Raw genomic sequence first — 12423 nt, forward strand, 5'->3', positions numbered from 1 at the left:
ATGAGCCCGAACGCTCCATTGCATCACCAACAAAGGTGGCCTAGTTGTATATTTGTGACTTTGGTGAATTATGTCAAACCCCTCTCCGAGGTGAAATCGTCAGTGAATTTTCTGCGTTCTTTTTTCCCCATGTGAACACCTACTCAGAGCAAACTAATCGCTCTTAACTTTGTGTCCACTTTTTCTGAACCAGGTATCCTTCAAAACTGCATAATAACCAGTCAGCTGAAACCCAAAAAACGGTGACTCGTGGACCGGCTGGATAGAAACACTGAATGGCTAACCAATAAGGATTGAAGACGACCGCTCTCGCGGATCATTTCAAACCTTTCTGGTTCAAAGGGCTGCGGGCGGGAAATTGGAAAATTAGGGGGTCCCCCCCCCGATGGATTTATGAAATTTACCATTAGGTTTAAAGCGTGAAAATTTATCTTCTTTTTGTGAGCATCTTTATTTCCATGATGTTCCTTGGATGCACAAAACAGGCCTGGTTTGAAGGGTTGAAAAACAGGGAAAAGCAGGAGTGCTACAAGTATCCGAGTGATATTGACGTGAAAAATTGCTTGGATCAGATTGATGGTGTCACTATTGATGATGGCAGGAAATAATCGAAGAGACTGGGCAAGGATTCAGTCAGATCTCTTGCGTTAAATGAGAACGGAACCCGATATTTTTTCTTTCATTGTGGAACTAGGGGATGATCCATCTCTCTGCGCCGAGTCCATATATCTCCAGTTTACCACGACCTAAGTCAGTGACCACCGGCAAAGCCGGTGGCTTGAAAGATTGTGAACCGCTCAAAGCGGTATGTTTAACAGATACTCTGACCACCATTCGGTGGTCGACTATCTGAATAGTTGCAGTTGCTCGACACGATGGTCTTCTTGTTCTTGCTCGCGGATGTAAGCCCGCACAACCTCTTCATCGGCACCGACAGTTGAAACAAAATAGCCCCGTGCCCAAAAACTCATGCCGCTATAGTTCTTCCGTTGGCCAAGGTAGGTCCGCGCTATATGGATCGCGCTTTTTCCTTTCATATACCCAACCATCTGCGATACCGCATATTTCGGCGGTATCGAAATCAGCATGTGCACATGATCGGATTGCAAATGCCCTTCCAACACCCGGCTCTCCTTCTGCCGGGCAAGGTCATGGAACACATCTCCAAGATTCTTGCGAAGTTGACCGTAAAGCATCTTCCGACGGCATTTCGGTATCCACACTACATGGAACTTGCAATCCCATTTCGTGTGGCTTAAACATTGTAAGTTGTTCATGAAGCCTCCTTTCTCGTGACTTTGAGCGGTCCACGTGAGAGGAGGCTTCTTTATTATGCCGGAACCGTCAAACTTTTGTTGTCCCCCGGCAAAGCCGGGGGTTTACCTAACGGAAATTATAGATGATCAGTGCAACAACATGCATGCGATTAATCGAAGATGATTGCCGATGAACCCAAAGAGCGAGGATGCACCTTGAGTATAGAAGGCTTATTTCAATATAACCTTGTTCCTACCAACGAAATTTCCCAACGTGTCTCAAGGCTTCAGCACCGGTTACAAGAAGGGACGGTGGATGGAGTTCTGATTCTCGATCCAGTGAACATGTATTACTACACAGGGACAATGCAACAGGGGGTTGTCTTTGTCCCGACAGAGGGAGATCCGGTCTTCCTGGTCAGGCGAAGTTTTGAGCGGGCACAGCTGGAAACACCGTTGAAAAGGGTTATTCCTTTGAAAGGGTTCAGCCAACTGCAGGCAACCCTTTCAGATTTTGGCCTACGAGCCAATATCTTGGGGGTGGCGGAAGCAACCCTGTCTGTTGCCGTTTTTAAAATGTTAATCAAGGCTTTTCCAAGAGGGACGTTCACGGATATCAGCACCCTATTGGGCATGGTTCGGGCAGTGAAATCCGACTACGAAGTGGGGCTCATCCGCAAAGCCGGGGCACTGCATGGGAGAGTCTATGACGCCATCCCTGCCATGATTAGTGAAAGGATGACGGAATGGGAGCTCGGGGCCGAGATCCACAGGAAGACGATGGCGTTGGGTTACACCGGGATTACACGGTTCGCTGTTTCTGGCATGGAGATGTTTTTGGGGATCGTCAGCTTTGGTGAATCAAGCAACTATCCCACCGCTTCGATAGGGCCGGGCGGACAGGTGGGACTGTCTCCAGCCTTCCCCTTGGTTGGGGGAATGAAAAAACTTGGAAGGGGTGAACCCATATTCGTGGACACCGGCTTTGGCTATGAGGGGTATTTCACCGATAAAACAAGAGTCTTCTCCCTTGGAGCTTTGCCTGCTGCGGCGATGGAGGCGCATAAGATGTGCCTGGAGATCCAGGAGGCCGTCCGGTACCGCCTCAAGCCTGGCGCCATTCCTTCTCAGATATACGAGGAGGTCTACGACGAATTCGTTCATTCCCGTGGTTTTGCAAAGCACTTCATGGGGTTTGGCAGCAATCAAGTATCGTTTCTTGGCCACGGGATCGGATTGACCATTGACGAATTCCCAGTCATCGCCGGCAAAGTGCATACACCCCTTGAGGCCAACATGGTCATTGCCGTGGAGCCGAAAAAGGGGTTGGAAGGCATTGGTCTGGTAGGGGTGGAAAACACCTTTCGGGTCACCGCGGAAGGGGGAGAACGATTGACTCCCGGGCCGGACAAGGTGACGATTGTATGACTTGGGCTGTTTTTACCGTCAAGAAGCATAGCGATATTGCGATCCACTTTCAGGAAAACAATCCAGTCTTGCGTATACCTGAATTAGAAAGAAACGGAAGAGAAAATAACCTGGATACCGGTGCTTTCCTCACATTTCAAAGGAACAAGGCTTGAGGTGAGGTGTCAGGTCAAGTCGAAACTATTTCACATTATTGTTCACATAACTCCTGTTTACGTGATTGGAAGTAGGTTGCCTGCAATGCTGAGAGTGTGCCGAGATATGCCCAGTGGTCTCGCGATCACCCTTACGCCTTTTTCGTAATATGACGATTGCGAGCTCTGTTTGCAGTGCGTCCGCACTTGTCCGAACCGGGCGTTTTTTTTTTGCCGCCGCAGTTGCCTCCAGGATTACAGCCATGTCTAAACGAAGTGATGAAGCAAAGGTGGCTCCCATTTCCTGTTCAACAACGCACGAGTTTTCCTATCTATGACTGCTATCACAAGCCTGCCGTTGCGATTTTCAGACGAGATACTTGTCCCCTGTCCTCCGGCTAAGGTTTGGCCGGTCCTGGCAAATATTGCTGAATATTCGCAATGGTGGCCGCGATATTTATTGGTAAGATTCCTGCATCCGGCGCCACATTTCATAGGGACGGAGTTCGTGATACGACCTTACGGATGGCGTTCCATTTTGTGCCGAGTGACATCTTTCGAAGAACCAGCCTGCATCTGCCTGCAATATGACGGTACGTACATGAGGGGGGCCGCAAACTGGCGTTTGGAGAGTGGAAAAGATGGCACTAGGGTCATCTATGAGATGGATGCGGTGGTGAATGATCTCGCTGTCTATCTGGTTAGTTTCATAGCAAGTTTGAAGAGTATTCATTCCTTCTCTATGCGAGGTATCTTTATGAATTTAACCAAGCAACTTGCTGATTGAATAGGTTATTTCACCGTTACAAGCCAACATATCTCTGAAGATATTGACCAAGTCTCTTCCATTTCCTTCAACCTGTTTCAATGTCCATTCCCCCTTAGTAGGCAAAATGCCTTATTTTGTCTGCTAAGGGGAATTTGCCTATTGGGAATGCAGCCCCTCTTTGCTCCCATCTCCCAAGACCTTATACAAGGTCACCAAATTTATTAACCGGGCTAGGCGAGTGGCAATCAACCCTTGTTGGGCGCTGTAGAGCGAACGCTGGGCGTCGAGCACATTGAGGTAGCTGTCAATGCCCTTGTCATATCGAGCCTGGGCAAGCAGATAACGGACGTTGGTGGCTGTGACCAGTGCCTGCTGCGCCGCCCATTGTTCATCAATGGTTCCACGTTGCGCCAGGGCATCGGCTACCTCCCGGAATCCGGTCTGGATCGCTTGTTCATACTGGGCAACGGCGATTTCTCGATCTACTTCGGCCACCTGCAACTGTGCTGAGCGTGCCCCGGCATCAAAGATCGGTACAACAATTTGCGGGGAAAAGGTCCAAACATCGGACCCGGATTTGAACAGCCCGGACAATTCATCGCTCCGGGTTCCGACGGTGCTAATCAAAGTGATGCGCGGGAAAAAGGCCGCCCGCGCTGCGCCAATATTGGCATTGAAGCCCTTGAGTTGGTGTTCGGCCTGGAGAATATCAGGTCGCCGCAGGAGTACTGTGGAGGGCAGGCCAGGTCTAACCTCTTGTACTTCGAGTTTTTCCGAGAACCTACTGGGAAGTAAGTTTGCAGGGGCCTGGCATCCCATCACCAGGTTGAGGTTGTTTTCATCCTGCGCGACCAGGGTGATGGCGCGAGCGATATCGACCCGCGCTGACTCCACCTGGGTTTGTGCCTGTCGCAGATCGAGCTCGGAGGAGGCGCCGACCTCAAAACGACGTTGGATCAGTGCCAATGAGGACTGCTGGGTTTTCAGGGTTTCCTGGGACAGCTGAAGCCGTTCACGGTCGGCGGCAAGGTTGAGGGCTGTCACAGCTACCTCCGCCACCAGGCTGATCTGAACCGTATGGCGTGCCTGCTCGGTGGCAAGATATTGCTCCAGGGCCTGATCCTTCAGGCTTTGCACCCGGCCGAACAGATCGAGTTCGTAGCCACTGACACCAAGGGCTACTGTATATTTCTGGTCGCTGGCAGCCTGGTTGTTGACGATCGAGAGGGCATCGAGCTTGGGGATGAGTTCGGCTCGTTTAATCTGATACTGCGCCCGGGATCGTTCGATATTGAGGGCAGCAATCCGCAGGTTCCGGTTGTTTTCAAGGGCCAGCTTGATCAATCCCTGCAGGTGTGAATCGGTAAAAAAGCTCTGCCAGGGAATATCGGTCACCCCCTGGCCGGACGCGTTGCCAGGCTGCTGCTGGTAGGCGGGGCCGCTGGGCCAGACATCTGGAACTGGTGTTTCCGGCCGGATGTACGTGGGGGCCATTGTGCATCCGGTCAGGCCAATACATAAGCCCAGAAAGAGACAGAGGGCGGTTGTTGTCCTTTTTCTTGATTCCATGTCAGTTCCCTCTCGGAGCAGGTTCGATCGCTGGAGGTTGCATGACCGGTTTCTTTGGTTTTTTTCCGAACACCCGAGAGATCAGGACAAAGAAAAACGGAATAAAGATCAGGTCGATGAAGGTTGCCGAGAGCAGGCCACCGGTAACGGCGGTACCGATGGCGTTTTGGGCCGCAGCTCCGGCCCCTTTGGTCAACGCCAGCGGCAGGGTGCCGAAAAAGAAGGCCAGCGAGGTCATGATCACCGGTCGGAGCCGGATCTTCACCGCCGTTAGGGTGGCTTCAACCAGCTCGTGTCCCTGCTGCATTTGCGCCTTGATGAACTGGATGATCAGGATGGCGTTCTTGGTGGAAAGACCGACCGTGGTCAATAGCCCGATCTGGAGATAGACATCGTTGGGCAGCACCCGCAGCTTGACCGCGGTCACCGCTCCCACTAACCCCAGCGGCAGCATCAGCAGGTTGACAAAAGGGATGGTCCAGCTTTCATAGAGGGCTGCCACGCTAAGAAACACAACCAGCAGCGAGATGGCATAGAGTGCTGGCGCCTGGGCACCGGCGTTTTTTTCCTCATAGGAGAGGCCCGTCCATTCGTAGCCGATCCCGGTCGGTAGCTGGGAGGCCATCTTTTCCATTTCGGTCATCGCTTCACCGGTGCTGATCCCCGGAGCAGCTTGACCCAAAATCTCCACAGATGGAATGCCGTTGTACCGTTCCAGACGGGGTGAGCCGTACAGCCAGCGTCCGGCGGAAAAGGCGGAAAACGGCACCATCGACCCGGTTTTATTGCTGACATACCAGCTGTTGATATCCTCCGGCAACATCCGGTACCGGGGATCTGATTGGAGGTAGACTTTTTTAACCCGGCCGTTCTGGATAAAATCGTTGACGTAGGTACTGCCCCAGGCTGTAGCGAGGATGTTGTTGATATCTGAGAGCGACACACCTTGGGCGCTGGCGCGGACATCGTCAATATCCAGTTTGAATTGGGGGGAGTCATCCTGGCCATTGGGGCGTACCGCGACCAATTTCGCATTTTTTGTTGCCATACCGAGCATTTGGCTGCGGGCCTCCATCAGCTTTTCATGTCCCAGGCCGCCTCGATCCTGGAGCTGCAAATCAAAGCCGTTGGCAACACCGAGCTCAAGGACCGCCGGTGGTGAAAAGGCGAAGGCCAAACCGTCACGGATCTGCGAGAATGCCTTCATGGCTCGTCCGGCAATGGCTGGCGCCTTCAGGTCCGGGGTCTTGCGCAAATCCCAGTTCTTAAGTTTGACAAAGGCCAGCCCCATGTTCTGGCCCCGGCCGGCAAAACTAAAGCCGGTCACGGTGATAACCCCCTCCACGGTCTTGGGCTCCTGGGTAAGAAAATGTTGCTCCAACTGGCGAATGACCTGGATGGTCCGCTCCTGGGTCGCCCCGGCCGGTAGTTGGACCTGGCAAATAAGAAATCCCTGATCCTCGTCGGGGAGAAAGGAGGTGGGGAGACGCAGGAAAAAGTACGCCATGATCGCGACAATCACGCCGTAGAGCACCAGGTAACGCACCGGCTTGCCAAAGGAACGGCCCACGATGCCTTCATACTTGGTTCTGTTCCAGTCGAAAAACCTGTTAAACCATTGGAAAAATTTGCAGAATGGACCGCACTCACCTGGTGCATGCCCTTTTTCGATCGGATTGAGCAGGGTGGAACAGAGCGCCGGGGTCAGGATCATGGCCACCATCACCGAGAGGATCATGGCGGCGATAATGGTGATGGAGAACTGGCGGTAGATGACGCCGGTGGAGCCGCCGAAGAAGGCCATGGGCAAGAAAACCGCAGTCAGGACGGTGGCGATACCCCACAGGGCGCTGGTGATCTGTCCCATGGATTTGATGGTGGCATCATGGGGCGACAGCCCTTCCTCGGACATGATCCGTTCGACGTTTTCCACCACCACGATGGCGTCGTCCACCAACAGGCCGATGACAATCACCAGGGCAAACATGGTCAGGGTGTTGATGGAAAAGCCGGCCGCCGCCAGCACCCCCATGGTGCCGAGCAGTACCACCGGTACGGCGATGGTGGGGATCAGGGTGGCACGGAAGTTCTGCAGGAAGAGAAACATGACGAAGAAGACCAGGCAAACCGCCTCGATCAGGGTATGGACCACCTCGACGATGGATATCTTGACGAAGGGAGTTGTGTCGTAGGGATAAACCACCTTCATTCCGGGAGGAAAGTATTTCGCCAACTCCTCCATCTTGACCTTGACTCGATTCCCTGTTTCCAGGGCGTTGGCGCCGGCTGCCAGCCGGATGGCCATGCCGCCCAGCGGTTTGCCGTTGTAGAACGACTGGAGTTCATAGTTTTCGGTGCCGATCCTGCTTTCAGCTACATCCTTGAGCTTGACCGTAGACCCGTCACTGTTGGTGCGTAGAATGATGGCGTCGAATTGCTCCGTGGTCTGAAGCAGGGTACGGGCGGTGACGGTGGCGTTCAACTGCTGCCCTTTGCCGGCGGGGAGGCCGCCGAACTGACCGGCGGAGACTTGGGCGTTCTGAGCCTGGAGCGCTGCAATCACATCGGTGGTGGTCAGGTGGTAATTATTCAACTTGGTCGGATTCAGCCAAATCCGCATGGCATTCTGGGTGCCGAACAGCACCAATTCCCCCACTCCATCCAGGCGGCTGATGATGTCCTGGATGTTGGAGACCATGTAGTCGGCCAGGGCGTTGCGGTCCAGGGTCCCGTCTTCCGAGACCAGTCCAACAATCAACAGGAAATTTCGGGTGGATTTAACCACCGCTATCCCTTGCCGTTGCACGACCTGGGGGAGAAGCGGCACGGCCAGTTGCAGCTTGTTCTGCACCTGGACCTGGGCGATGTTCGGATCGGTTCCCGCCTTGAAGGTGAGGGTGATGGACACCGCGCCTGATGAGTCGCTGGTGGAGGACATGTAGATCAGATTGTCGATGCCATTGAGCTTTTGCTCAATCACCTGGGTGACTGTATCTTGCACGGTCTGGGCCGAGGCACCCGGATAGGTGGCGTTTATGGCGATCTGCGGCGGCGCGATTGCCGGATATTGGGATACCGGCAGCGTTTTTATCGAGAGCAGGCCTGCCAGCATGACCAGGATGGCGATCACCCAGGCAAAAATCGGACGATTGATGAAAAAACGGGGCATGGCGGTTCCTTACGGTTGTTTCGCTGCGGGTTGGCTGCCGGGCGCTACCGCTTTGGTTTCAAAGGGCACGACCTTCACTGTCGCTCCGGGGCGAACCCGCTGGAGGCCTTCCACGATCACCCGCTCCCCGGCCTTTAAACCTTCGGTGACCAGCCAGGCATCACCCACTGTCCGTTCGGTCTTCAACATCCGACGTTCCACCACATCGTTTTCACTGGCCACCAGGGCAATGGCATTACCGGCAGGATCGCGGCTGACTCCCCGTTGGGGCACGAGCATCACCTGCTCCCGAACCCCCTCCTGTACCAGGCCGCGGACAAACATGCCGGGCAGCAGTAACTGGTTCGGATTGGGAAACAGGGCCCGCAGAGTGACCGAACCGGTTCCCTGGTCCACGGTCACCTCGCTGAATTTGAGTGTCCCCTCAAGCGGATAAGGACTGCCGTCTTCCAGCAGCAGCTTGACGGTGGCTTGGCCTGGATCATTGCCTTTGAGCTCGCCGCTGGCCAGGTTCCGCTTGAGGCGGAGCAGGTCGGCACTGGACTGGGTCACGTCCACATAGATGGGATCAAGTTGCTGAATCGTGGCTAGCGCGGTCGCCTGGTTGGCAATGACAAGGGCACCGGGGGTGACGGTCGAACGTCCGATTTTTCCTGCGATCGGCGCCGTGATCCGGGTGTAAGCGAGGTTGATTCGCGCGGTCTCCACTGCGGCCTTGCCGGCCTCTATATCGGCTTCAGCCTGCTTGAGTCCGGCGGTGGCATCGTCGTACTCCTGTCGGCTGACGGCTGAGATGGCCACTAACTGCTTGTACCGCTCGGTTTTCTGCCGGAGGGTGAACCCATTGGCCTCGGCCTTGGCCAAGGTAGCCTTGGCACTGGCCAGTGCAGCCTGATAGGTCGCCGGATCAATCTGGTACAGGGCCTCGCCGGCCTTGACCTCACTGCCCTCGGTGAACAGCCGTTTCTGAATAATGCCGCCAACCTGGGGACGAACTTCAGCCACCATCTGCGGCGAGATTCGGCCTGACAGTTCCATGGTTAAGGTCACCTGCTCAGTGGCCATGATCACCACCCCCACCTCAGGGTTGGGTTTGGATGTGCCCGGACCATCAGGTGCGGCCTGTTGCTTGCAGCCATTTATCACGATCATTCCGGCCAGCACTCCGGCCATGAGGAGCAGATTGATTGTGTCAGTGGTTTTCATCACTCTAGTCCTTAGGGTTAAGCAACTTTTCATCTCGTTTGTTATGAGTATCCCTTGATTAGTACCCTGAAAAGGATGTTTATTCAATTGCAACCAAACTTTAACAACCGCCATCAACTTTTCCGAAAACGCTTCGATGTATGCGGCAAATTATGCTAGCATTCATTGCTCATATATCTCCTGATGTACTCTCCCCCATGTGCGACCGAAAGACGGTATTCTAGAACAGGGTTTTGCCAATGAACATTCCATTCTTCAATTTGCACAGTCTATTCCCCTTCCTACGCTGGTGGCCTATGGTCAATCGACACACCTTGCGCGACGACCTTGTAGCCGGGGGTACTGGTGCGTTGGTGGTGTTACCACAGGGCGTGGCTTTTGCCACCATTGCTGGATTGCCACCGGAATACGGATTGTACGCCGCCATGGTGCCGACCGTGATGGCTGCTTTGTTCGGTTCTAGTTTGCACTTGGTTTCTGGGCCGACCACGGCAATATCAGTAGCGATCTTCGCTGTGTTATCAACGCACTATGAACCGGGTTCGGCACAGTATATCAGCATGGTCCTGACCCTGACCTTCCTCACCGGAGTGTTTCAACTGGTGCTTGGGCTGGCACGCATGGGCGCGCTGGTCAATTTCATCTCGCACAGCGTTATTATTGGTTTCACCTCAGGCGCAGCCTTGCTCATTGCTGCGAGCCAAATCCGCAATTTTTTTGGCATTGAAATCGTGCGTGGCGCACCTTTGCACGAAATCCTACATCAGTTAATCCTGCAAATCGGCAGTATTCATTGGCCGGTACTCTGTATCAGCCTCGTGACCCTGGCCACCGGTATCGTTATCAAGCGCTGTTGCCCCAAAATTCCGTTTATGGTTGCTGCCATGGTCGTCGGCAGCATCGTAGCGAGTTTGCTGAATTACTGGCTAGGCACGACCGCCACCGGGATTCGCACCGTGGGGGCCTTGCCGGCTCATTTGCCGCCACTGTCCCACCCCGACCTGTCTTTGGAAAGCATACGGCTCACCTTTGGGCCGGCCCTCGTCATCACTATGCTGGGGTTGACCGAGGCCGTGGCCATCGCCCGTGCCATTTCAGTGCGTTCCGAGCAGTGTATTGACGGTAACCAGGAGTTCATCGGCCAAGGACTGGCCAATGTCATTGGTAGTTTTTTCTCCGGGTATGCTTCGTCCGGCTCCTTCAATCGCAGTGGCGTCAATTTCGAGGCAGGTGCCAAAACCCCGCTGGCATCAGTTTTTGCCTCAATACTGTTACTGCTCCTGCTGTTGTTGGTCGGTCATTTGGCCGCCTATCTACCGAATGCCGCCATGGCCGGAATTCTGTTTTTGGTGGCCTGGGGGCTCATTGATTTCCATCAGATCCGCCACATCTGGCAGACCAGCAAAGCTGAGGCGGTCATTTTACTTTGCACTTTCAGCGGTACCTTGATCAATATTGAAGCTGGCATTTTTAGCGGCGTGTTTCTGTCGCTGGTGGTCTACCTTTATCGTGCCTCAAAGCCGGAAATTATGCCAATGGTGCCAGCCAACGAAGCCGGGGCCTATCATTTTGTACTCGCCCACAATGAACCGGAATGTCCGCAACTGAAAATAGTGAGGATCAATGGCCCGGTCTTTTTCGGTTCAGCCAGCCATGTTCAACAGGCCCTGCGCAGTATTGACGTCGAAAACCCGCAATGCAAATCCGTGTTAATCGCCTCCGCTAGTTTCAATTATATCGATATTGCCGGTGCGGAAGCTTTGGCTTCAGAGGCGCGCCGCCGCCGCCGCCAAGGGGGAGGGATATATTTCTATCGCCTGAAGGAATCCATTTACGAATTCCTGCGCCAGGGCGACTATCTCAAAGATTTTGGCGAAGACGCCTTTTTCCCGGTCATGACCCATGTCACCGGTGCCATTTATTGGAAGCTCAATCCGGATATTTGTCGCACCTGCAAGGTACGCCTCTTTGAAGAGTGTCGACTCGGGGTCTTACCGGGCGGATTGCGCCGTCAGCGCATTATGCTTGCCACCGATGGTAGTGCCTTTAGTCACGCCCCTGAGGGGGTCGCCATTGCCCTCGCCAGGGATTTTGGCGTCAAGTTGGATGTGATGACCAGTATCGAATCGCCAAGGGCGGATGAAATTGCCACAGCACGTCTGACCCTTGCCCAAAAGAAGGCGGAGGCTGCTGGAGTTGAATGTGAGACCTGGGTCAGTTATGGCAAAGACCCGGTGGAACAGGTCGTTGCAACCGCCCAAAAGGCCCATTCCAATATTCTCATCATCGGGCGCCGCCCTCTGCGCGGCGACATGAAGGAACGGTTGATCGGCGACATTGCCGAGCAGATTCTGATCGGATCCCCCTGCCATGTTCTGGTGGCGAATTGGCAGGTTCAGCCGTGGCAGAAGCACATACTGGTTGCCGTCGATGACAGTCGGATCAGCGAAACCGTGATCGAAGTCGCTATCCAAATCGCCAAGGTCTCAAAACTGCCGGTGACCGTACTTTCAGTTGTTTCTAACGAATCCCAGCGTGATAAGCTCGAGAAGGAGGTAGCCGATAAACTTGGTTTACTCAAAACGGAGGGGATTGAAGCTAATGCTCTTTTTGTCATCGGCAAAACACCGGATCGCGCCATCATTGACGCCGCAGGGGACATCGGCGCCGATCTGGTCATTATCGGCAATGACCAGCGTAAGGGCTTGCCGCGGAAGATTGCAGGGCAGACTACGGACCGCGTGGTCCTTGGCCTTTCCTGTGCCGTTCTAGTCGTCAAACGCGCCCCTGAGCCAAGTTCATTAATAGCTGCAGTGCGTCAGCAGGCTTAGCACCACTTGGAGAATAGACTTCTCAAATGACAAGATTCAGAAGGTTGCCAACACGATGGGC

The 12423-nt window shown here is 54.0% G+C and carries 8 protein-coding genes and 1 pseudogene; 5 read left to right on the top strand and 4 right to left on the bottom strand.

The annotated features are described in order from the left end of the window. Nucleotides 1-845 precede the first annotated feature (845 nt). A complete protein-coding gene (gene tnpA, locus ACHZCX_RS03305) occupies nt 846-1277 on the bottom strand; it encodes an IS200/IS605 family transposase (RefSeq protein ID WP_319585594.1) in 432 nt (143 codons plus the stop codon). Between the two features lie 159 nt (nt 1278-1436). Between tnpA and ACHZCX_RS03310 the strand changes: the two genes are divergently transcribed. The 4 genes and pseudogenes from ACHZCX_RS03310 to ACHZCX_RS03325 all read left to right on the top strand — a co-directional run bounded on the left by ACHZCX_RS03310 (nt 1437) and on the right by ACHZCX_RS03325 (nt 3605). Further along, entirely contained in the window at nt 1437-2684 is a 1248-nt protein-coding gene (locus ACHZCX_RS03310; protein WP_319585808.1) for a Xaa-Pro peptidase family protein, read from the top strand. Then, nucleotides 2681-2839 (top strand): hypothetical protein, encoded by a 159-nt coding sequence (locus tag ACHZCX_RS03315; protein WP_319585809.1) that lies wholly within the window; start codon nt 2681-2683, stop codon nt 2837-2839. Before ACHZCX_RS03310 ends, ACHZCX_RS03315 begins: the two co-directional genes overlap by 4 nt. Nucleotides 2840-2987: 148 nt before the next feature. Beyond that, nucleotides 2988-3089, top strand: a pseudogene (locus ACHZCX_RS03320) (4Fe-4S binding protein); the annotation flags it as partial. A 63-nt stretch (nt 3090-3152) separates the two neighbouring features. Next, on the top strand, nt 3153-3605 hold the full coding sequence (locus tag ACHZCX_RS03325) for an SRPBCC family protein (RefSeq protein ID WP_394708745.1): 453 nt from the start codon (nt 3153-3155) through the stop codon (nt 3603-3605). Nucleotides 3606-3743: 138 nt separating this feature from the next. Here ACHZCX_RS03325 and ACHZCX_RS03330 read toward each other — a convergent pair whose 3' ends face one another. The 3 genes from ACHZCX_RS03330 to ACHZCX_RS03340 are packed head-to-tail and all read right to left on the bottom strand — an operon-like array spanning nt 3744 to nt 9531. Further along, nucleotides 3744-5156: an efflux transporter outer membrane subunit gene (locus ACHZCX_RS03330; RefSeq protein WP_319585810.1), complete on the bottom strand. Its 1413-nt coding sequence runs from the start codon at nt 5154-5156 to the stop codon at nt 3744-3746. A gap of 1 nt (nt 5157) precedes the next feature. Next, on the bottom strand, nt 5158-8325 hold the full coding sequence (locus tag ACHZCX_RS03335) for an efflux RND transporter permease subunit (RefSeq protein WP_319585811.1): 3168 nt from the start codon (nt 8323-8325) through the stop codon (nt 5158-5160). A gap of 9 nt (nt 8326-8334) precedes the next feature. Continuing rightward, nucleotides 8335-9531 carry an efflux RND transporter periplasmic adaptor subunit gene (locus ACHZCX_RS03340; RefSeq protein ID WP_319585812.1) on the bottom strand — a complete coding sequence of 399 codons (1197 nt, stop codon included), beginning with the start codon at nt 9529-9531 and terminating at the stop codon, nt 8335-8337. A gap of 239 nt (nt 9532-9770) precedes the next feature. Here ACHZCX_RS03340 and sulP point away from each other — a divergent pair, with 239 nt between their 5' ends. Further along, the gene (gene sulP / locus ACHZCX_RS03345; protein WP_319585813.1) at nt 9771-12362 is read left to right on the top strand and encodes a sulfate permease; all 2592 of its coding nucleotides are present in this window, start codon (nt 9771-9773) and stop codon (nt 12360-12362) included. The last annotated feature ends 61 nt before the right edge of the window (nt 12363-12423 follow it).

Origin of the sequence: uncultured Desulfobulbus sp., assembly GCF_963662935.2 — a bacterium.
Classification (GTDB): Bacteria; Desulfobacterota; Desulfobulbia; order Desulfobulbales; family Desulfobulbaceae; genus Desulfobulbus.

What these genes read in the sequence shown, in the direction of transcription:
- tnpA (WP_319585594.1), bottom strand. Translation starts at nt 1,277, where the DNA reads ATGAACAACTTACAATGTTTAAGCCACACGAAATGGGATTGCAAGTTC.
- ACHZCX_RS03310 (WP_319585808.1), top strand. Translation starts at nt 1,437, where the DNA reads ATGATTGCCGATGAACCCAAAGAGCGAGGATGCACCTTGAGTATAGAA.
- ACHZCX_RS03315 (WP_319585809.1), top strand. Translation starts at nt 2,681, where the DNA reads ATGACTTGGGCTGTTTTTACCGTCAAGAAGCATAGCGATATTGCGATC.
- ACHZCX_RS03325 (WP_394708745.1), top strand. Translation starts at nt 3,153, where the DNA reads ATGACTGCTATCACAAGCCTGCCGTTGCGATTTTCAGACGAGATACTT.
- ACHZCX_RS03330 (WP_319585810.1), bottom strand. Translation starts at nt 5,156, where the DNA reads ATGGAATCAAGAAAAAGGACAACAACCGCCCTCTGTCTCTTTCTGGGC.
- ACHZCX_RS03335 (WP_319585811.1), bottom strand. Translation starts at nt 8,325, where the DNA reads ATGCCCCGTTTTTTCATCAATCGTCCGATTTTTGCCTGGGTGATCGCC.
- ACHZCX_RS03340 (WP_319585812.1), bottom strand. Translation starts at nt 9,531, where the DNA reads ATGAAAACCACTGACACAATCAATCTGCTCCTCATGGCCGGAGTGCTG.
- sulP (WP_319585813.1), top strand. Translation starts at nt 9,771, where the DNA reads ATGAACATTCCATTCTTCAATTTGCACAGTCTATTCCCCTTCCTACGC.